Source organism: Pseudomonas sp. NPDC089554, from assembly GCF_050280645.1.
GTDB lineage: Bacteria > Pseudomonadota > Gammaproteobacteria > Pseudomonadales > Pseudomonadaceae > Aquipseudomonas.
Map to the genome: position 1 here is coordinate 1 of NZ_JBNNVR010000008.1, position 20,750 is coordinate 20,750.

A 20,750-nucleotide genomic window follows, 5' to 3' on the forward strand; every position below is an offset into this window, starting at 1 on the left:
AGAACCTCATGACCGAGACCGAGAAGCGCGATATCGACCTGTTCGTGCAGTTCGAGGAAACACCGGTCATGGAGCGCGATCTTGGTGGACTCGTCGCCGATGCGCTCCAGGTCGATCACCGACTTGGAGATGCTGATGATCAGGCGCAGGTCGGAGGCCGCCGGCTGGCGGCGGGCGAGGATGCGCACGCACTCCTCGTCGATGTTGCGCTCCATCTGGTTGATCTGCTCGTCGACCTCGCGTACCTGCTGGGCCAGGCCAGAGTCGGCCTCGATCAGCGCGGTGACCGCGTCGTTGACCTGCTTCTCGACCAGGCCGCCCATGGCCAGCAAGTGGCTGCGCACCTCCTCGAGCTCGGCGTTGAACTGCTGGGAGATGTGATGGGTAAGGCTTTCTTTGTTGATCATCGTTCTCTGTCCGTGGCGATCCTGTAGGAGCGGGCTAGCCCGCGAACACCGGCAAAGCCGGTGCCATACGCATGGCGGCTAGCCGTAACGACCGGTGATGTAGTCCTCGGTCTGCTTCTTCGCCGGGTTGGTGAACAGCGTATCGGTGTCGCCGAACTCGATCAGCTTGCCCATGTACATGAACGCGGTGTAGTCCGAAACCCGCGCGGCCTGCTGCATGTTGTGGGTCACGATGACGATGGTGTACTTGGATTTCAACTCGTAGATCAGTTCTTCGACCTTCAGCGTCGAGATCGGGTCCAGTGCCGAGCACGGTTCGTCGAGCAGCAGCACTTCCGGCTCCACGGCGATGGTGCGGGCGATCACCAGACGCTGCTGCTGGCCACCGGAAAGACCCAGGGCCGACTCGTGCAGGCGGTCCTTGACCTCGTCCCACAGCGCCGCGCCCTTCAGCGCCCACTCGACCGCTTCGTCGAGGGTGCGCTTCTTGTTGATGCCCTGGATACGCAGGCCATAGACCACGTTTTCATAGATGGTCTTGGGGAACGGGTTGGGCTTCTGGAACACCATGCCCACGCGGCGGCGCAACTCAGCCACGTCCTCGCCCTTGCGGTAGATGTTGTTGCCATACAGGTTGATGGCGCCATCCACCCGGCAGCCGTCGACCAGGTCGTTCATGCGGTTGAAGGTGCGCAGCAGGGTCGACTTGCCGCAACCGGACGGGCCGATGAAGGCGGTCACGCGCTGCTTGGGGATGTTCATCTTGACGTCGAACAGCGCCTGCTTGTCGCCGTAGTACAGAGACAGGCCAGGCACCTCGATGGCCACGGTTTCTTCGGCCAGGCGCAGGCTCTGCTTGTCGCGGCCCAGGGCCGACATGTCGATGCCGTGGGAGTGGGAATCTTGCTGCATGGTCAACTCCATACGCTATCAATGCGTTTCAAAGGGCCGCCCTGCATACGGGCGGCACACTTGCAATCAGGGTCAGCTGTCGAGAGCCTTGTACTTCTCGCGCAGGTGGTTACGGATCCACACCGCCGAGAGGTTGAGGGTGGCGATCACCAGCACCAGCAGCAACGCGGTGGCGTACACCAGCGGCCGCGCGGCCTCGACGTTGGGGCTCTGGAAGCCGACATCGTAGATGTGGAAGCCCAGGTGCATGATCTTCTGGTCCAGGTGCAGGTAAGGGTAGTTGCCGTCCACCGGCAGCGACGGCGCCAGTTTCACCACGCCCACCAGCATCAGCGGCGCCACCTCACCCGCGGCGCGGGCCACGGCGAGGATCATGCCGGTCATCATCGCCGGGCTGGCCATCGGCAGGACGATCTTCCACAGTGTCTCGGCCTTGGTCGCCCCCAGGGCCAGCGAGCCCTCGCGCACAGTACGGGGAATACGCGCCAGGCCTTCCTCGGTGGCCACGATCACCACCGGCACGGCCAGCAGCGCCAGGGTCAGCGAGGCCCACAGCAGGCCCGGCGTGCCCAGGGTAGGCGCTGGCAGCGACTCGGGGAAGAACAGCCGGTCGATCGAGCCGCCCAGCACATAGACGAAGAAGCCCAGGCCGAACACGCCGTAGACGATCGCCGGCACGCCCGCCAGGTTGTTCACCGCGATGCGGATCAGCCGGGTGGTCGGGCCCTGCTTGGCGTATTCGCGCAGGTACACGGCGGCCAGCACACCGAACGGGGTGACGATCACCGCCATGATCAAGGTCATCATCACGGTGCCGAAGATGGCCGGGAAGATCCCGCCTTCGGTGTTCGCTTCGCGCGGGTCGTCGCTGAGGAATTCCCACACCTTGCCGAAGTACGCGCCCACCTTGGTCGGGATCGACATGGCGTTCGGCTGGATGGCGTGCACCACCTTGCTCAGGTTGATCTCGACCTGGCGACCGTTGCCATCGCGCGCCACCAGGCTGTCGCGGGCAAAGGCCTGGTGCAGGCCGGTCAGGCGCTCCTCGATGGCCTTGTAGCGGTTGTTCAGCTCGGCGCGCTCGGCCTCGATGTCGGCCTGGGCAACGGCGTCCAGCTTGCCCTCCAGCTCCAGCTTGCGGCCTTGCAGGCGCAGGCGCTCCAGGCCATGGTTGATGGCGCCGATGTCTTTCTTCTCGAGGGCCTGAAGCTGGGCATGCAGTTCATCGGCGCGCTTGAGGCGGCTCTGCAATTCGGCCCAGGCTGCCGGGCCTTCGGCCACCACGCGACCTTCCTGCTTGACGCTGACCAGGTAGCCATAGAAGTTGCCCCACTCGCGGCGCTCCAGGGCGATCAGGTCGACCGGCTTGGCTTCATCGACCAGCCAGTCGCCCACCAGCCAGGTGAAATCGGTGCCATTGAGGTCGCGGTTGCCCACCTTGATCAGTTCGCGGGTCATGAACTCCGGGCCCTGGTCGGGCACCGGCAGGCCGGCGCTCTTCAGGCGTTCGCGGGGCACTTCTTCCTTCTGCACCACTTCGCCGACGATCACATGGTCGGCCTGGCCCGGCACCTTGTAGGTGGCCTGGACCAGGTCGGCCGGCCAGAAGTGGCCCAGGCCGCGCACGGCGATCACCGCCAGCAGGCCAACGGTCATGATCACCGCCATGGCGACCGCGCCACCGCTGATCCACACGCCGGGAGCACCGCTCTTGAACCAGCTGCTGAGGGAATCCTTTTTCACGGATCTCTACCTTTCTATCAAAGCGAGGAGTATTTCTTGCGCAGGCGCTGGCGAATCAGCTCGGCCAAGGTGTTCATCACGAAGGTGAACAGCAGCAGCACGAGGGCGGCGAGGAACAGCACACGATAGTGGCTGCCGCCGACTTCCGATTCGGGCATTTCCACGGCCACGTTGGCGGCCAGGGTGCGCATGCCCTCGAACAGGTTCATCTCCATCACCGGGGTGTTGCCGGTGGCCATCAGCACGATCATGGTCTCGCCCACCGCACGGCCCATGCCGATCATCAGCGCCGAGAAAATGCCCGGGCTGGCGGTGAGGATGACCACGCGGGTCAGGGTCTGCCAGGGCGTCGCGCCCAGGGCCAGCGAGCCCAGGGTAAGGCTGCGCGGCACGCTGAACACGGCGTCTTCGGCAATGGAGTAGATGTTGGGAATGACCGCGAAGCCCATGGCGATACCGACCACCAGGGCGTTGCGCTGGTCGTAGGTGATGCCGAGGTCGTTGCTGATCCACAGGCGCATGTCGCCGCCGAAGAACCAGCTTTCCAGGAACGGGCTCATGTGCAGGGCGAACCAGCCGATCGCCAGGATCACCGGGATCAGGATCGCCGCTTCCCAGCCATCCGGGATGCGCAGGCGGATCGACTCCGGCAGGCGGCTCCAGGCGAAGCCGGCCACCAGGATACCGAGCGGCAGGATCACCAGCAGGCTGAACACGCCCGGCAGGTGGCCTTCCAGGTACGGCGCCAGGAACAGGCCGGCAAAGAAGCCGAGGATCACCGTGGGCATCGCTTCCATCAGTTCGATCACCGGCTTGACCTTGCGGCGCATGCCCGGGGCCATGAAGTAGGCGGTGTAGATGGCGGCGGCAATGGCCAGCGGGGCGGCCAGGATCATCGCGTAGAACGCGGCCTTGAGGGTGCCGAAGGTCAGCGGTGCCAGGCTCAGCTTGGGCTCGAAGTCGGTGTTCGAGGCGGTGGACTGCCACACGTACTTCGGCTCTTCATAGTTCTCGTACCACACCTTGCCCCACAGCGCGCTGAAGGAGATTTCCGGGTGCGGGTTGCGCAGGTTCAACGGCAGCAGCTTGCCACCTTGCTCGATGACGATGCGGTTGGCGCGCGGCGACAAGGCCAGGGTACCGGCACCGTCGGCCACCGGCTCGACCAGCAGGGTGCGGTGCGCGGTGCTGTGGAACACGCCGAGCTTGCCGGCGTTGTCCAGGGCGATGAAGCCCTTGCGGCGTTCTTCGGCGTCGACCTGCACGATCGGTGCGTTGCCCAGCTGGAAGCTGCGGATCAATTTCAGGCGCGACTCACCATCCGGGTCACGGGCCATGAACCACTGGCTCAGGCCGCCCTTGGAGTCGCCGAGGATCAGCGAGATGCCGCCGACCAGCTGGGCGCTGGCGGTGATTTCGGCGTTGCCGTCATCGAGCAACTTGTAGCGGCCATTGAGGCTCTTCTCACGCAGGCTGAACACGTCGGCCTGGGCACGACCGTTGAGCACGTACAGCCACTGCTGGCGTGGGTCGATGAAGATGGCCTTCACCGGCTCGGTCATCTGCGGCAGGTCGATGCGGCTCTGCTCGGTGCTGACCTCGCCGGTCATCATGTTCTCGCTGCGTTCGAGCTTCACCACTTGCAGGTGCGAGCCGGTGGAGCCGCTCAGCAGCAAGGTGTCGCTGTTGGCGTTGACGCTCACGTGCTCAAGCGCCCGACCCTGCTCGTCGAGAGCGAACGGCTGCTGGCCGTAAGGGAAGTCGATACCGGGCTCGATGGTCTTCTTGTTGTCCGGGTAGGTGACCTTGTAGGTGTGCTGGAACACCAGCGCCTGGCCGTTGGACAGGCCCAGCACCACCAGCGGGCTACCCGGCTGGTCGCTGCCGATCGAGCTGATCTGCACGCCTGCCGGCAGCGGCAGGTCCACGCGCTTGAGCTCGGCACCGCTCTTGGTATTGAAGAACAGCGCCTGGCCCTTGTCGGAAACGCGCATGCCCACGAGGTTCTGCTCCTCGAGGGCGATCATCAGCGGCTTGCCGGCATCCTGTTGCAGCCAGGTAGGCTCCAGGGCTTTCTTGCTGGTCAGCTCGGCCCCCTGGAACAGTGGCAGCACAACGTAGGCCAGGTAGAAGAAGATCAATGTGATCGCCGCCAACACCGCCAAACCACCCACCAACACGTACCAGCGGGTGAGGCGATCCTTGAGGGCGCGCAGGCGACGCTTGCGTTGCAGCTCGGGCGTATTGAAGTCAATCCGCACCGGTGGGGAATTTGGGGTCATTGTGGAATTGGCCAGATCATTCATGCGCACACCCTAGCGGTCCCATATGACAGAAAAGTGACAATGCAGTGACGCAAAAAAGCCCGCCGCGCAGGCGCCCTGGCGTCGGACTGAAACATTCGTGTTGAAAAGGCCGACACACTAGTGTCGGCCTTTCCATGCCGTTTCGGCTAATTACTTCTTGGCAACGTTGGCCGCGTGGGACAGGCCCAGGTCAGTCAGGGTCTTCTCTACGACTTTGGCCGGCAGCGGGATGTAGCCATCCTTCACCACGACTTCCTGGCCTGCCTGCGACAGCACCAGCTTGAGGAACTCGGCTTCCAGCGGGGCCAGAGGCTTGTTCGGCGCCTTGTTGACGTAGACGTACAGGAAGCGCGACAGCGGGTACTTGCCGTTCAGAGCGTTTTCTTCGGTGTCCTCGATGAACTCGGTACCGCCTTTCTTGGCCAGGGCAACGGTCTTGACGCTAGCGGTCTTGTAGCCGATACCCGAGTAGCCAATGCTGTTCAGCGAGGAGCTGATCGACTGCACCACCGACGCCGAGCCTGGCTGCTCGTTGACGTTAGGCTTGAAGTCGCCTTTGCACAGGCCTTCTTCCTTGAAGTAGCCGTAGGTGCCCGATACCGAGTTGCGGCCGAACAGCTGGATTGGCTTGTTGGCCAGGTCGCCGGTCACGCCCACGTCGCCCCAGGTCTTGACGTCGGTCTTGCCGCCGCACAGACGGGTGGAGGAGAAGATCGCGTCGACCTGCTCCATGCTCAGGTGCTTGATCGGGTTGTCCTTGTGCACGAACACGGCCAGGGCGTCGACGGCGACCGGGATGGCGGTCGGCTTGTAGCCGTACTTCTGCTCGAAGGCCTGCAGCTCGACGTCCTTCATCTTGCGGCTCATCGGGCCCATGTTGGCGGTGCCTTCGGTCAGCGCGGGTGGCGCAGTGGAGGAGCCGGCAGCCTGAATCTGGATGTTTACGCTTGGATATTCCTTCTTGTAGGCCTCAGCCCACAAGGTCATCAGGTTCGCGAGGGTGTCGGAACCGACGCTGGAGAGGTTGCCCGAAACACCGGTGGTCTTGGTGTAGGTCGGGATAGCCGGGTCGACAGCGGCTACCGCGTTGGCCGTAGCCACGCCAGCGGCAGCAAAGGTCAGGGCCGCCATCAAACGCTTCAGTTTCATGCCTTGCTCCTAGCAGGAATAATTGGGTGTTGGATGAATCGGGCCCAAGTATCCGAAGGGCGCATGAACACGATATGACCCCAATATGACAATTGGATGAAAGGCCATCATCACAGATCCGGGATGGCCTTTCGGGTTTCGCAGGACTGTCGCCGCTATTTATTCAGCGTTTGTTGAGCAGCAGGTACAGGCCAATCAAGAAGCCAACGCCACACAGCCCGGCTACGTAATAAGCCGGTGCCATGGGGCTGAACTTGAGCAGCGAAGTCACCACCAGCGGGGTGAGGCCGCCGAAGATGGCGTAGGCCACGTTGTAGGAGAACGAAAGACCACTGAAACGCACCACGGCCGGGAACGCCTTGACCATCACGTAGGGCACCGCCCCCACCACGCCGACGAACAGGCCGGTCACGGCATACAGCGGGAACAGCAGGTCGGGGCGGGTCGGCAGGCTGTGGTAGAAGCTCCACGACGACACCAGCAGCGCCAGGCTGCCGATCACGAATACCTTGCCTGCGCCGAAGCGGTCGGCCAGGCTGCCAGCACCAATGCAACCCAGGCTCAGCAACACGATTGCCAGGCTGTTGGCCTTAAGCGAGTCGGTGGGGCTGATGTGGTAGAGGGTTTGCAGCAGGGCCGGGGTCATCAGGATGATCACCACGATGCCCGCCGACAGCAGCCAGGTCAGCAGCATCGACAGGATGATCGCGCCGCGGTGGTCGCGCAGCACCGCACGCAGCGGCAGCTCCTCGGCCAGGGCCTTGCGCTGCTGCATCTCGGCGAACACCGGGGTTTCATGCAGCCAACGACGCAGGTACACGGCGAACAGGCCGAACACCCCGCCCAGCAGGAACGGGATACGCCAGGCGTAATCGGCCACTTCCGTGGGGGTGTAGACGGTATTGATCAGCGTGGCCACCAGCGAACCCAGCAGAATGCCCGCCGTCAGGCCGGCAGTCAGGGTGCCGCAGGCATAACCGGTATTGCGCGCCGGCACGTGCTCGGACACGAACACCCAGGCCCCCGGCACCTCGCCACCAATCGCCGCGCCCTGCACGATGCGCATCAGCAGCAACAGGATCGGCGCCCACAGGCCGATCTGCGCGTAGGTTGGCAGCAGGCCCATGATCAACGTGGGCACGGCCATCATGAAGATGCTCAGGGTGAACATCCGCTTGCGCCCCAGCAGGTCGCCGAAGTGGGCCATGATGATGCCGCCCAGGGGCCGCGCCAGGTAACCCGCCGCGAAGATGCCGAAGGTTTGCATCAGGCGCAGCCACTCGGGCATGTCGGCGGGGAAGAACAGCTTGCCGACCACCGTGGCGAAGAACACGAAGATGATGAAGTCGTAGAACTCCAGCGCGCCGCCCAGGGCAGACAGTGAGAGAGTCTTGTAGTCACTGCGGGTCAGCGGCCGCGAGGGCTGCTCGATACTGCTCGGCACGGAGGTCATGGACGTTCTCTTTATTAGGCTTGCAGGCCACGTTGGGCGTGGCTCTTGAACGGGGAACGGCGAAGATAACAAATTGCCCCACGCCGCTCATAGCGGTACAAAATCGCTTCAGATATTCATGAATGTCCGGTCGTCGCTGGACTTATGCGTCTATATACTGCCCGCTCGTGGGAAAACGTCGCTCGCGACCTGGGATATTGTGCGAAAACGCCGGCCATCCGCTGTGCAGGCGCTTTCGCAGAGTTTCCCTTTCGCCGCCCCCCGAAGCGAAATCAGCGTAGTATGTTGCCAGCTGAATCGTTTTAAAGGCGTCCCTCACTGCGCCAACCAACGAAGCGTCACGGGTCAGAGGCCCCACGGCATGATTGAGCTCGAACAAGAAGATCCTATCCCCCAGGGCGACCTGGCCTTGCAGATCACCGCATTGCCCCGCGAAACCAACGGCTTCGGCGATATCTTCGGCGGCTGGCTGGTCGCCCAGATGGACCTGGCCGGCACTGCCATGGCCAGCCGCGTGGCCGGTGGCCGGGTGGCCACTGTCGCTATCGACCGCATGGCCTTCCTGGTCCCGGTAGCGGTGGGTGCGCAGCTGTCGTTCTATACCCAGACCCTGGAAGTCGGTCGCAGCTCGATCCAGATGATGGTCGAAGTGTGGAGCGACGACCCGCAATCCGGCGAATGGCGCAAGGTTACCGAGGCCGAATTCGTCTTCGTGGCCATCGACCCCAACGGCCGCACCCGCTGCGTGCCTCGTCGCTGAAACCGGCGCGCGGTAAACTCGTCGAATGATGCGAGGTCCAACGGCCTCACCTGTAATCGACGAGACACGCGCATGGCTACCTTCCAGGTCGTAACCGAGCAACACGGCGAACTCAACTGCTGGCGTATCAGCAGCGCCCACGCCGAACTCCTGGTCGCCCAACAGGGCGCGCAGATTTTGAGCTACCAGCGCATGGGCGAGCCGCCGCTGCTGTGGCTCAGCGACCAGGCCATCTTCCGCCAAGGCAAGTCGGTGCGCGCAGGCGTTCCGGTGTGCTGGCCCTGGTTCGGCATCTTCGAGCGCAACCCTCAGGCCGTGAAGGCCGAGTACCAAGGCGAGCAGGCGCCAGCCCATGGCTTGGTGCGCGGTCGTGACTGGCAGTTGCTTGGCATCGAAGAGCGCGGCGACAGCCTGCGCATCGAGTTCACCCTGCCAGAGGCCCGTGGCGACCTGCCGGGTTGGCCGCACGATGTCGAACTCACTTTGGTGATCGAACTGGCCGAGCGCCTGACGGTAACCCTCACCAGCCACAACCATGGCAGCGACAGCGTGGCGTTGAGCCAGGCCCTGCACAGCTACTTCGCCGTCAGCGATGTGCGCCAGGCGCGAGTAGAAGGGGTCGATGGGCTGGGCTACATCGAAACCCTAGCCAACTGGGAACAGCGCCAGCAGCAAGGCGCGCTGGGTTTTGCCGGCGAGACCGACCGCATCTACCTGGCCGCCCCCGAACAGCTGGCCATCGTCGATCCGCACTGGAACCGCCGCATCACCTTGCGCGCCAGCGGTTCACGCACGGCAGTCATCTGGAACCCCTGGACCGACCGTGCTCGCGACCTGCCCGACATGGCCGACGATGGCTGGCAGCGCATGCTATGCATCGAAACGGCGAATGTGTGGGATGACGTGGTGACGCTCAAGCCTGGGCAGGCGCACTCGATGGGCGTGAGTATCGGCAGCGAAGCGCTCTGACGGCTCTATCGCGGGACAAGCCCGCTCCCACAGCATTGCGAAGGCTTCCAGACCTGCGTAGTACCTGTGGGAGCGGGTTTACCCGCGAAGAGGCCGGCCCAGGCAACCTCAGAGGTCGGCATCCTCCACCACCCTCACCGTCCCCGCATCCAGCGCATAGGCCGCATCGGCCAGGTCATTGCTGACCGCCTCCACCTTCAGCTTTCCGGTCACCCACAGCGGCGTGTAGATATCGTCGATCTTCACGCCCTTGGCAAAACGTACCAGCACCAGCTGGTTCGGCGGCGGTGGCGGCACGTGGATGCAGGCCCCGGGGTATGGCACCAGGAAGAACAAGGTGCTATTGCCCTTGGCATCGCTCTCCAGCGGCACCGGGTAACCCCCCAAGCGGATGTCCTTGCCGTTCATGGCCGCCACGGTCTTGGTCGAATACATCACCGCCGGCAGGCCCTTGCTTTGCTTCAGGCCGCCCTTCTGGTCGAACACACCGTTGGCTTCCGGGGAGTTGTGATCGATTTCGGGCATGGCTTCGAGTGCTCGCTGGTCCGACTTGGGCATCAGCTCCAGCCAGTCGGTTTCGGGCAGCTCGGCATGGGCCAGGGTACTGGCCAGCAACAGGGGGAGGAGAAAGAACGCACGCATGACAATGCTCGGCAACTCAAGTGAATTGCCGCGCATTCTAGCCTGGGTTCAGCGCTTCTTGATGAAACCGTAGATCACCAGCAGCACGATGGCGCCCACCAGCGCGCCGAAGAAGCCTGCGGCCTGCCCGGCCTGGTAGATGCCCAGGGCCTGTCCGCCGTAGGTGGCGAGCAGGGAACCGGCGATGCCGAGAAGAATGGTCATGATCCAGCCCATGCTGTCGTCCCCCGGTTTCAGGAAACGCGCCAGCAGGCCAACGATCAGGCCAACGAAAATGGTTCCAATGATGCCCATGACAAACCCTCTGCTGAGAAATGGAACAGGCCAAAGCCTAGACAGCGCTTTGGCCTGTTGCCATTTCAGAGGGCAGGCGCCCTGCAGAAGTTCGATCAGCCGGCGATCAACGCCTCTACTTCGGCGATCTTGGCCTTGAGGGTGGCCATGTCCTGGCAGCGCAGGGTGGCGTGGCCGACCTTGCGCCCGACCTTGAAGGCCTTGCCGTAGTGGTGCAGGTGGCAGTCGTCGATGGCCACGACCTTGTCCACTGCGGGCACTTCACCGATGAAGTTGAGCATGGCGCTCTCGCCCACCTTGGCGGTCGAGCCCAGCGGCAGGCCGGCCACGGCACGCAAGTGGTTCTCGAACTGGCTGCACTCGGCGCCTTCGATGGTCCAGTGCCCGGAGTTGTGCACGCGCGGGGCGATCTCGTTGGCCTTCAGGCCACCGTCGACCTCGAAGAACTCGAACGCCATCACACCGACGTAGTCGAGCTTGTGCAGCACACGACCAACGTAGTCCTCGGCCATGGCCTGCAACGGGTGCGCGACGCTGGCCACCGACAGCTTCAGGATGCCGCTCTCGTGGGTGTTGTGCACTAGCGGGTAGAAGCGGGTTTCGCCATCGCGAGCGCGCACGGCCACCAGCGACACTTCGCCGGTGAACGGCACGAAGCCTTCCAGCAGGCATGGCACGCTGCCCAGCTCGGCGAAGGTATCGACCACGTCTTCAGGCGTGCGCAACACCTTCTGGCCCTTGCCGTCGTAGCCCAGGGTGCGGGTCTTGAGCACCGCCGGCAGGCCGATGCTGGCCACGGCGGCGTCCAGGTCTGCCTGCGAGAGGATGTCGGCGAAAGCTGGGGTCGGAATACCCAGGTCGCGGAACATGCTCTTCTCGAACAGGCGATCGCGGGCGATGCGCAGGGCTTCGGCGCTGGGGTAGACCGGCACGAACTGCGACAGGAAGGCCACGGTCTCGGCCGGGACGCTCTCGAACTCGAAGGTCACTAGGTCGACTTCGTCGGCCAGCTGGCGCAGGTGGTCCTGGTCGCCGTAGTCGGCACGCAGGTGCTCGCCCAGGGGCGCGGCGCAGGCGTCCGGTGCCGGGTCGAGGAAGGCGAAATTCATGCCCAGCGGGGTGCCCGCCAGGGCCAGCATGCGGCCCAGCTGGCCGCCACCGATTACACCGATCTTCATGTGGTAAGCCTCAAGCCTGACGCGGGTCCGGGTTGTCCAGGACGGTTTCGGTCTGTTCGCTGCGGAACTGCTTGAGTGCCGCGTGGAACTGCGGGTGCTTCGCGCCAAGGATGCTCGCCGACAGCAGCGCGGCGTTGATTGCGCCGGCCTTGCCAATGGCCAGGGTAGCGACCGGAATACCAGCCGGCATCTGCACGATCGACAGCAGCGAATCGACGCCCGACAGCATCGAGGACTGCACCGGCACGCCCAGCACCGGCAGGTGGGTCTTGGCCGCGCACATGCCTGGCAGGTGGGCCGCACCACCGGCACCGGCGATGATCACCTCGATACCACGGCCTTCGGCCTCTTCGGCGTACTGGAACAGCAGGTCCGGGGTCCGGTGGGCGGACACCACCTTCACCTCGTAGGGAATGCCGAGTTTTTCCAGCATATCGGCGGTGTGGCTAAGGGTGGACCAATCGGACTTGGAGCCCATGATCACGCCAACCAGTGCACTCATCGTCGAGCCTCTCCTGCAAGCGCCGTACGGCGCGCTAAAAGCAACAAGCCACGCAGGTGGCGTGGCTTGTCATATGGATTCTGAATCGACCAGGCTGGCCGAAGGCGCGGGATTATAGCGCACTGCAAGCCACGCCGCCCACCCCTTGCAAGCACATGTCGGATCAAAGGGCAAGCTGTCCTGCGAGACAACTTTTCCGGCTACCTGCCCTTCTGCGCGAATCGGACACTCGGCCACGCCAAGTACAACTGCGCCGGAGGAAACACAGATGCCTGGATACAAACACATTGCCCTTGCGTTATCCCTCACACTGACCCCGTACGTACCCACGACATGGGCCGCCAGCCCATTGGTGGTCAAGGTCTTTATCCATGACGAACTGGCCGAGGTCAGCGAAGAAAAACTCAAAGAGGACTACTTCCAGTACTGGCTGGACGAAATGCGTTGGATTGCCAGCAACTATCCCGTGGAACTCACTTTTCTACGCGCGTTGCCCGGTATAACGGATATCGACTACCAAGCGCTCACTGCAGAGGACATGCTGGAAAGGTTCAAGAACTCAGTCGACGAGATTGACACAAACGAGGGGTTCTCCTACCTGAAAAAGAACCTGCTACTGACTCGCAACTCTTATGACCGCCGCACCACGGGTATCGCCTACGACAACCACAACTACGGCATCGCCTCGATGGATCACTACGGCATAGTAGGCCACGAAATCGGCCACATGCTGTCTGCTACCCACGAGAATGCACAGACTCGAAACAACGGCTGGTTCTGCGAGACCTATATGGCACCAGAACGCAACCCGCTGCGTTCCAACTGCTACCGCTACAGCGACGCCAACCGCAAACTGATCACCGACTACCTGAAGTACAACTCAAACTGAGGCATCGCCCGGTGCCGAGGCCGACTCCAGTTTGCGCCACAGCAAGCGCACGTTGGCCTTGCGCACCAGTGCGCAGCGGTACAGGCGGATTTCCAGCGGCACATGCCATTGGCTACCGCCACAAATCACCAGCTCGCCGCGCTCCAGCTCACCACGCATCGACAGGCGCGGCACCCAGGCAATGCCCATGCCTTCCAGCGCCATGCTCTTGAGGCTGTCGGCCATGGCCGTTTCGTACACCGTGGTGTAGCGCAGGCTGCGCTGGCGCAGCAGCAGGTTCACCGAACGCCCGAGAAACGCCCCCGCACTGTAGGCCAGCAGCGGCACGCTGCCCTCGCCTTCCAGGTCGAACAACGGCTTGCCGTCTTCGCCCACCGCGCATACCGGCAGCATTTCGGTGGTGCCCATGTGCAGCGAGGGGAAGATCTCGGCGTCCATCTGCAAGGCGGCGTCGGGGTCGTAGAACGCCAGCATCAGGTCACAGCCGCCTTCACGCAGCGCATGCACCGCATCGCCGACGTTGGTAGCCACCAGGCGCGTGGCGATGTTCAGCCCATCATTGCGCAACTGCGCCACCCACCGCGGGAAGAAACCGGACGCCAGCGAGTGCGCCGCAGCCACCTGCACCACCTCGCCCTGGCCGCCTTCCAGGTGATGCAAATGACGAAGAACTTCGCCCAACTGGTCGACAACGGTACGTGCCGTGACCAGAAAGAGCTGGCCCGCCTCGGTCAGTTCGATCGGCGTACGCGAGCGGTTTACCAAGGTCAGCCCCAAGGCCGCTTCCAGGCTGCGGATGCGCCGGCTGAAGGCCGGCTGGGTGACGAAGCGCCGCTCTGCCGCCTGGGAAAAGCTGCGCGTGGCGGCCAGGGCGCTGAAGTCTTCCAGCCATTTGCTTTCGAGGTTCATGAACAGCTCCGCACAGCGCGCACCAAAATGGCACACGCTCGAATGTCAATCGGCGTCACGCCAAAGCGTATGCCGTTTGTGCATAGGTTAGCGCGCAACAGCATTGGCCGCCAAATCGGCTCAGCCCTAGCATTGGCGGCATTCCGGCAGGTGCCGGGTTTAAATCGAGATGATATCCATCATGTCCGCTGCTGCATCGTTCCGCGTCGAAAAAGATCTGCTTGGTACCCTTGAAGTCCCTGCCGATGCCTACTACGGCATCCAGACCCTGCGCGCTGCCAACAACTTCCACCTCTCCGGCGTTCCGCTGTCGCACTACCCCAAGCTGGTCGTGGCCCTGGCCATGGTCAAGCAGGCCGCTGCCGACGCCAACCGTGAGCTGGGCCACCTGAGCGATGCCAAGCATGCCGCCATCAGCGAGGCCTGTGCCCGCCTGATTCGTGGCGACTTCCACGAGCAGTTCGTGGTGGACATGATCCAGGGCGGCGCCGGTACTTCGACCAACATGAACGCCAACGAGGTCATCGCCAACGTTGCGCTGGAAATCATGGGTCACCAGAAGGGTGAGTACCAGTACCTGCACCCGAACAACGACGTGAACATGGCGCAGTCGACCAACGACGCCTACCCCACAGCCATTCGCCTGGGCCTGCTGCTGGGCCACGACGCCCTGCTGGCCAGCCTCGACAGCCTGATCCAGGCGTTCGCCGCCAAGGGCCAGGAGTTCGACCACGTCCTGAAGATGGGCCGCACCCAGCTGCAAGACGCCGTGCCGATGACCCTGGGCCAGGAATTCCGCGCCTTCGCCACCACCATGGGCGAAGACCTGCAACGCCTGCGCTCGCTGGCCCCGGAGCTGCTGACCGAAATCAACCTGGGCGGCACCGCCATCGGTACCGGCATCAACGCCGACCCGGGCTACCAGGCCCTGGCCGTGCAATGCTTGGCCACCATCAGCGGCCAGCCGCTGGTACCGGCTGCCGACCTGATCGAAGCCACCTCCGACATGGGCGCCTTCGTGCTGTTCTCCGGCATGCTCAAGCGCACCGCAGTCAAGCTGTCGAAGATCTGCAACGACCTGCGCCTGCTGTCCAGCGGCCCGCGCACCGGCATCAACGAGATCAACCTGCCAGCGCGCCAGCCAGGCAGCTCGATCATGCCAGGCAAGGTCAACCCGGTGATCCCGGAGGCCGTCAACCAAGTCGCGTTCGCCATCATGGGCAACGACCTGGCCCTGACCGTCGCCGCCGAAGGTGGCCAGCTGCAGTTGAACGTGATGGAGCCGCTGATCGCCTACAAGATCTTCGACTCGATCCGCCTGCTGCAACGCGCCATGGACATGCTGCGCGAGCACTGCATCGTCGGCATCACCGCCAACGAACAGCGCTGCCGTGAACTGGTCGAGCACTCGATCGGCCTGGTCACCGCCCTGAACCCGTACATCGGCTATGAAAATGCCACCCGTATCGCCCGCGTCGCCCTGGAAACCGGCCGAGGCGTGCTGGAGCTGGTGCGCGAAGAACAGCTGCTGGACGAAGCGATGCTCAACGACATCCTGCGTCCGGAAAACATGATTGCACCCCGCCTGGTTCCGCTGAAGGCGTAACCCGGCCGCTACATCTCTGTCTCACCAGGTCGAGGGACTAGACACCTCTCAACCCTTGCAGGGCCCGAGCGCACGCTCCGGGCCCTTTTTTTATTCTCCCGGCACACAACTTGCTCGGTAATGCCACCCTGCCTCCATGGGAAGCCGAGCATGCTGCACAGCCACCTCACCACCCTCAACGCGGTTTCGCTGATTCTCAACGTCTTCCAGGAAGACGGCTGCCAAGCCTCGGTGCTGCTCGCTGGCAGCGGCATAGGCCCGGCTGACCTTGGCCATCCCGATGCGCGCATCACCACCCAGCAGGAGTTGCAGGTGTGTGCCAACGCGGTGGCGCAACGCGAGGACATCGGCCTGGAACTGGGGCGGCGCATGCATGTGTCGTGCTACGGCATGCTCGGTTACGCCCTGCTCTCCAGTGCCACTTTGGGTGACGCCTTGCGCCTGGCACTGCGCTACCCGGCACTGCTGGGAACAATCTTCCAGTTGCGCCTGGTGGAGGAAGGCCGGCGGGTCTGGCTGTGTGCCAGCGACTATCGTGAAAGCCCGGCCCTGGCGACCTTCAATGCCGAATTCTGCCTGGTCTCGCTGAAAGTCATCTGCGACGACCTGCTAGGAAGCACCTTGCCGCTGCTGGGCGCACGCTTCGAACATGCGCGGCCCGGCTACCATCCGCTCTACGGCGGTGCATTCCAATGCCCGCTGACCTTCGAGGCCAACGACAACGCCTTTGCCTTCGAGCGCCGCTGGCTGGACATGCCCTTGCCGCTGGCCGACCCGATCACCCACAAGGCCATGAGCGAACGCTGCCGCTTGCTGAACCTGGAGTTCACCGGGCGCCAGGCATGGCTAGGACGTATTCGCCAGTTGCTGGTGCAGCAGTTGGACGCCGCGCCTGGCCTGGAAGGGCTGGCGCGGCAGATGAACTGCTCGTCGCGCACCCTGCGCCGACACCTGCAAGCCATGGGCAGCAGTTATCAACAGCTGCTCGACGAGCTGCGCTTCGAGCGCGCCAAGCAGCTGCTAGCCGAGGACCAGATGCCCATCTACCGCATTGCCGAAACCCTGGGGTTCAGTGAAACGGCCAGCTTCCGGCATGCCTTCCAGCGCTGGAGCGGGGTAGCGCCAAGCCACTACCGCGGCTAAGCAGCACTGGCCACATCGATCCCCTTTTGGCCGTTTGCGTCGTTCTCTGCCAACCGGCGGCCTCCCACAATGAGGCACGCCAGTACAACCGGAGAACAACAAATGCTGACGATCTACACCGACGATCACCGCCTGCACCATGGCCGCTGCGAGCTGATCGACGGCAAGCTGATGCCATGCTTCGAGATGCCCTCGCGCGCCGACCACGTGCTGGCCCAGGTAGAGAAGCGCCAGCTCGGCCCGGTCCAAGAACCGAAGGATTTCGGCCGCGCCCCGCTGCTGCGGGTGCACAGCGCCGCCTACCTGGATTTCTTCGAAGGCGCCTGGGCGCGCTGGGCGCAGATGGGCCAAGAAGGCGACCTGCTGCCCTATACCTGGCCAGCCCGAACCCTGCGCCACAAGAAACCCACTGGCCTGCACGGCGAGCTGGGCTACTACAGCTTCGACGCCGGCGCGCCGATCACCGCTGGTACCTGGCAAGCTGCCTACAGCGCAGCCCAGGTAGCGCTCACCGCCCAAGCCGCGATCCAGCAAGGCGCCCACTCGGCCTTCGCCCTGTGCCGCCCGCCCGGGCACCACGCTGCTGCCGAGGTGATGGGCGGCTACTGCTACCTGAACAACGCCGCCATCGCCGCCCAGGCCTTCATCGATCAGGGCCACGCCAAAGTGGCCATCCTCGATGTCGACTACCACCACGGCAACGGCACCCAGGACATCTTCTACGAGCGCGCCGACGTGTTCTTCGCCTCGATTCACGGCGACCCGCAGGACGAGTTCCCGTTCTTCCTAGGCTACGCCGACGAGACCGGCAGCGGTGCAGGCGAAGGCTGCAACATCAACTACCCCCTGCCGGCAGGCAGCGACTGGGCTACCTGGAGCAAAGCCCTGGACAACGCCTGCCAGCGCATCGCCGCCTTTGATGCGCAGGTGTTGGTGGTTTCGCTAGGCGTAGACACCTTCAAGGACGACCCGATCTCCCAGTTCAAGCTCGACAGCCCCGACTACCTGGCCATGGGCGAACGCATCGCCGCGCTGGGCAAACCCACCCTGTTCGTGATGGAGGGTGGCTACGCTGTGGAAGAAATCGGCATCAACGCGGTCAATGTGCTGGAAGGCTTCCAGCGCGCCCAGCCAGGAGCCCGGACATGAACCGACTCAAACACGCGCTCGTCGCCGCCTGCCTGTGCGCAGGCGCCCTGCAGGCCCACGCCGAACAGCGCACCCTGCGGGTGTACAACTGGTTCGACTACATCACCCCACAAACCCTCACCGACTTCCAGAAGGACAGCCAGGTCAAGCTGGTGTACGACATCTTCGACACCAATGAGGCCCTGGAAGCCAAGCTGCTCACCGGCAATTCCGGCTATGACGTGGTGGTGCCGTCCAACGTGTTCCTGGCCAAGCAGATCGAGGCCGGGGTATTCCAGCCGCTGGACCGCGCCAAGCTGCCGAACTGGCAGCACCTGGACCCGGCGCTGATGAAGCTGATCGAAGCCAACGACCCTGGCAACCAGTTCGCCGTGCCCTACATGTACGGCACCGTGCTGATCGGCTTCAACCCGGACAAGGTCAAGGCTGCCCTGGGCGAAAACGCCCCGGTGGACAGCTGGGACCTGATCTTCAAGGAAGAAAACCTCGCCAAGCTCAAGCAATGCGGCGTGGCGCTGCTCGACTCACCTTCGGAGATTCTGCCGCTGGCCCTCAAGTACCTGGGCCTGGACCCCAACAGCAACCGCCCCGACGACTACAAGAAAGCCGAAGCCTTGCTGCTGAAGATTCGCCCGCACGTCACCTACTTCCACTCCTCCAAGTACATGGCCGATATCGCCAACGGCGACATCTGCGTGGCAGTGGGCTATTCGGGCAGCTTCTCGCAAGCGGCCAACCGCGCTCGCGATGCCAAGAATGGCGTGGTGGTGGACATGCGCCTGCCCAAGGAAGGCGCGCCGATCTGGTTCGACATGCTGGCCATTCCCAAAGGCGCGGCGAACCCGGAAGACGCCCATGCGTTCATCAACTACCTGTTGCGGCCTGAGGTGATCGCGCCGATCAGCGATTTCGTCGGTTATCCCAACCCCAACAAGGATGCGACCGACAAGGTGAACCCGGAGATTCGCAACAACCCGAACCTGTACCCGACTAGCGATGCGATGAAAACGCTGTACACCCTAAAACCGTTGGCGCGCGAGGGTGAAAGGGCGCGGACGCGGGCCTGGACGCGGATCAAGTCCGGAACCTGAGCCGCCCTTTTTCGCGGGCAAGCCCGCTCCTACAAGGACTGCGTTATACCTGTAGGAGCGGGCTTGCCCGCGATGGGCCGCGCAGCGGCCCCAGCTATTTCCAGGCCCTGCGCAACCGCAGCAACGCCTCTGCAATGTCCGCCTCCGGCACCGCCGCAAACCCCAGCACCAACCCCGCCCGCTTATCCACAGGCTCATTGCTGTCCGCCAGCCAATAGCTGCTCAACGGCTGCATCTCCACACCCACTGCCTCGGCCTTGGCCAACAACTCCTGCTCCCGCGCAAAGTTACCCACAGGCACCCTGACATGCAGCCCCGCCGCCACCTCTGGCATGGCCCCCAACCCAGGCACATCCGTAGGCCAGCCAGCCTTGAGCACATTGCGCCGCGCCAGCGCCGCCCGCCGCATGCGCCGGATATGCCGCAGGAAATGCCCCTGCGCCATGAACTGAGCCATCACGCACTGCGTGCCGACCTCCGAATGCCTTACCGCCAACGCTCGCCCCTGGCTGAAGGCCTCGGCCAGGGGCTGGGGCAGCACCAGGTAGCCAAGACGCAAGGCCGGGAAAGCGATCTTGCCGAAGGTGCCGATATAGATCACCCGACCATGGGGGTCCAGCGCTGCCAGGGGTGCCAAGGGCGCACCGCTGTAGCGGTACTCGCCATCGTAGTCATCCTCGATCACCCAGCCGTCCTGGCGCTGCGCCCAGGCCAGCAGCGCCAGGCGCCGGGCCAGGCTCATGGTCACGCCGGTGGGGTACTGGTGCGCTGGGGTCACATAGGCCAGGCGGCACTCGGAAAGCTGTGCGAGCTGTTCGCAATCCATGCCCTCCTCGTCCACCGACACACCCCGTACCTTGGCTCCCGCCAGGGCGAAGGCATGACCGGCTGCCCGGTACCCCGGGTTTTCCACAGCCACCTCCTCCCCAGGCTGCAACAGCAACTGTGCACAAAGGCTGATCGCCTGCTGTGCACCACTGGTGATCACAATTTGTTCAGCCGTGCACGTGAGCCCTCGTGAACGACGCAGGTAGGCGGCAATCAGCTCGCGCAGCGATGGGTCGCCGGCCGGGTCGCCATAACCTAGCAGCGCAGGGTCGGGGTCACGCCAGAAACCCGCCTGCAGCTTGGCCCAAACCTCGAACGGAAAAAGATCGAAGGCCGGCACGCCCACCCGGAAAGCGCGTGGAGCACCTGTTTTGGGCGGGGAAAGATGGTGGGTTTTCAAGCGCTCCAGCGCACCGCTGGACGGCGTCGAGCTGGATAAATCCTCAGTATCAGAAGGCAAAAATGTGGATAAACCTATTGATAACCTATGGGATAACCCTGTTGATAACTGTGTGGATAGTTTCGGTAGCTGACTCACATAGGTGCCATCCCCCACCCGGCTTTCGATATAGCCTTCGGCATACAGCTGGTCATAGGCACGCACCACGCTGTTGCGCGACAACGCCAGCATTGCCGCCAGATCGCGAGTGGCCGGCAAGCGCGTGCCGCTGCTCAAGCGGCCATCCAGCACCCGTGCCCGCAACGCCTGGTAAAGCTGCTGGCTCAGCCCGCGACGGCGGTCGAGCACAAGGCCGGCGGGGTCGAAAGGCAGGGCAAGGGGGCGTTCGCTCACAAGATTGGACCTATTAAATTGGCATGG

19 protein-coding genes are annotated in these 20,750 nt (G+C 63.6%); 7 read left to right on the plus strand and 12 right to left on the minus strand.

What is annotated here, in order from left to right; translation table 11 throughout:
• The 6 genes from phoU to ACQKPE_RS04210 form a co-directional block, all read right to left on the minus strand.
• The coding region (phoU, locus tag ACQKPE_RS04185; RefSeq protein WP_427663508.1) for a phosphate signaling complex protein PhoU at nucleotides 1–407 on the minus strand (407 nt) is incomplete at its 3' end.
• A gap of 78 nt (nucleotides 408–485) precedes the next feature.
• Nucleotides 486–1,319 (minus strand): phosphate ABC transporter ATP-binding protein PstB, encoded by an 834-nt coding sequence (gene pstB, locus ACQKPE_RS04190; RefSeq protein WP_427663509.1) that lies wholly within the window; start codon nucleotides 1,317–1,319, stop codon nucleotides 486–488.
• A 72-nt stretch (nucleotides 1,320–1,391) separates the two neighbouring features.
• Nucleotides 1,392–3,062 (minus strand): phosphate ABC transporter permease PstA, encoded by a 1,671-nt coding sequence (pstA, locus tag ACQKPE_RS04195; protein ID WP_427663510.1) that lies wholly within the window; start codon nucleotides 3,060–3,062, stop codon nucleotides 1,392–1,394.
• A 17-nt stretch (nucleotides 3,063–3,079) separates the two neighbouring features.
• Nucleotides 3,080–5,368, minus strand: a complete 2,289-nt coding sequence (locus ACQKPE_RS04200; protein ID WP_427663511.1) for an ABC transporter permease subunit — start codon at nucleotides 5,366–5,368, stop codon at nucleotides 3,080–3,082.
• Nucleotides 5,369–5,518: 150 nt separating this feature from the next.
• Nucleotides 5,519–6,517 carry a phosphate ABC transporter substrate-binding protein PstS gene (locus tag ACQKPE_RS04205; protein WP_427663512.1) on the minus strand — a complete coding sequence of 333 codons (999 nt, stop codon included), beginning with the start codon at nucleotides 6,515–6,517 and terminating at the stop codon, nucleotides 5,519–5,521.
• 163 nt (nucleotides 6,518–6,680) lie between these two features.
• Nucleotides 6,681–7,970 carry an MFS transporter gene (locus ACQKPE_RS04210; RefSeq protein WP_427663513.1) on the minus strand — a complete coding sequence of 430 codons (1,290 nt, stop codon included), beginning with the start codon at nucleotides 7,968–7,970 and terminating at the stop codon, nucleotides 6,681–6,683.
• A gap of 361 nt (nucleotides 7,971–8,331) precedes the next feature.
• Here ACQKPE_RS04210 and ACQKPE_RS04215 point away from each other — a divergent pair, with 361 nt between their 5' ends.
• On the plus strand, nucleotides 8,332–8,730 hold the full coding sequence (locus ACQKPE_RS04215) for an acyl-CoA thioesterase (protein ID WP_375098534.1): 399 nt from the start codon (nucleotides 8,332–8,334) through the stop codon (nucleotides 8,728–8,730).
• 72 nt (nucleotides 8,731–8,802) lie between these two features.
• On the plus strand, nucleotides 8,803–9,699 hold the full coding sequence (locus tag ACQKPE_RS04220; protein ID WP_427663514.1) for a D-hexose-6-phosphate mutarotase: 897 nt from the start codon (nucleotides 8,803–8,805) through the stop codon (nucleotides 9,697–9,699).
• A 108-nt stretch (nucleotides 9,700–9,807) separates the two neighbouring features.
• Here ACQKPE_RS04220 and ACQKPE_RS04225 read toward each other — a convergent pair whose 3' ends face one another.
• From ACQKPE_RS04225 to purE, 4 genes are all read right to left on the minus strand, one after another.
• Complete coding sequence (locus ACQKPE_RS04225; protein WP_427663515.1) at nucleotides 9,808–10,341, minus strand: DUF3299 domain-containing protein; 534 nt, start codon at nucleotides 10,339–10,341, stop codon at nucleotides 9,808–9,810.
• Between the two features lie 48 nt (nucleotides 10,342–10,389).
• On the minus strand, nucleotides 10,390–10,635 hold the full coding sequence (locus ACQKPE_RS04230) for a GlsB/YeaQ/YmgE family stress response membrane protein (RefSeq protein WP_427663516.1): 246 nt from the start codon (nucleotides 10,633–10,635) through the stop codon (nucleotides 10,390–10,392).
• A 95-nt stretch (nucleotides 10,636–10,730) separates the two neighbouring features.
• Nucleotides 10,731–11,813: a 5-(carboxyamino)imidazole ribonucleotide synthase gene (locus tag ACQKPE_RS04235; protein WP_427663517.1), complete on the minus strand. Its 1,083-nt coding sequence runs from the start codon at nucleotides 11,811–11,813 to the stop codon at nucleotides 10,731–10,733.
• Nucleotides 11,814–11,823: 10 nt separating this feature from the next.
• Nucleotides 11,824–12,315, minus strand: coding sequence for a 5-(carboxyamino)imidazole ribonucleotide mutase (purE, locus tag ACQKPE_RS04240; RefSeq protein ID WP_427663518.1), 492 nt, complete (start codon nucleotides 12,313–12,315; stop codon nucleotides 11,824–11,826).
• Between the two features lie 268 nt (nucleotides 12,316–12,583).
• Here purE and ACQKPE_RS04245 point away from each other — a divergent pair, with 268 nt between their 5' ends.
• Nucleotides 12,584–13,204, plus strand: a complete 621-nt coding sequence (locus ACQKPE_RS04245) for a hypothetical protein (protein WP_427663519.1) — start codon at nucleotides 12,584–12,586, stop codon at nucleotides 13,202–13,204.
• Here the strand turns inward: ACQKPE_RS04245 and ACQKPE_RS04250 are convergent.
• Nucleotides 13,196–14,113, minus strand: a complete 918-nt coding sequence (locus ACQKPE_RS04250) for a LysR substrate-binding domain-containing protein (protein WP_427663520.1) — start codon at nucleotides 14,111–14,113, stop codon at nucleotides 13,196–13,198. The genes ACQKPE_RS04245 and ACQKPE_RS04250 overlap by 9 nt on opposite strands.
• Nucleotides 14,114–14,294: 181 nt before the next feature.
• On the opposite strand from ACQKPE_RS04250, the gene aspA reads away from it, so the two are divergent.
• The 4 genes from aspA to ACQKPE_RS04270 all read left to right on the plus strand — a co-directional run bounded on the left by aspA (nucleotide 14,295) and on the right by ACQKPE_RS04270 (nucleotide 19,102).
• Nucleotides 14,295–15,719 (plus strand): aspartate ammonia-lyase, encoded by a 1,425-nt coding sequence (aspA, locus tag ACQKPE_RS04255; RefSeq protein WP_427663521.1) that lies wholly within the window; start codon nucleotides 14,295–14,297, stop codon nucleotides 15,717–15,719.
• A gap of 150 nt (nucleotides 15,720–15,869) precedes the next feature.
• A complete protein-coding gene (locus tag ACQKPE_RS04260) occupies nucleotides 15,870–16,862 on the plus strand; it encodes an AraC family transcriptional regulator (RefSeq protein WP_427663522.1) in 993 nt (330 codons plus the stop codon).
• Nucleotides 16,863–16,964: 102 nt separating this feature from the next.
• Nucleotides 16,965–18,011 carry a histone deacetylase family protein gene (locus ACQKPE_RS04265; RefSeq protein ID WP_427663523.1) on the plus strand — a complete coding sequence of 349 codons (1,047 nt, stop codon included), beginning with the start codon at nucleotides 16,965–16,967 and terminating at the stop codon, nucleotides 18,009–18,011.
• On the plus strand, nucleotides 18,008–19,102 hold the full coding sequence (locus tag ACQKPE_RS04270; protein ID WP_427663524.1) for a polyamine ABC transporter substrate-binding protein: 1,095 nt from the start codon (nucleotides 18,008–18,010) through the stop codon (nucleotides 19,100–19,102). The genes ACQKPE_RS04265 and ACQKPE_RS04270 overlap by 4 nt, the downstream gene beginning before the upstream one ends.
• A gap of 94 nt (nucleotides 19,103–19,196) precedes the next feature.
• Here ACQKPE_RS04270 and ACQKPE_RS04275 read toward each other — a convergent pair whose 3' ends face one another.
• Complete coding sequence (locus ACQKPE_RS04275) at nucleotides 19,197–20,723, minus strand: PLP-dependent aminotransferase family protein (protein WP_427663525.1); 1,527 nt, start codon at nucleotides 20,721–20,723, stop codon at nucleotides 19,197–19,199.
• Nucleotides 20,724–20,750: the final 27 nt, after the last annotated feature.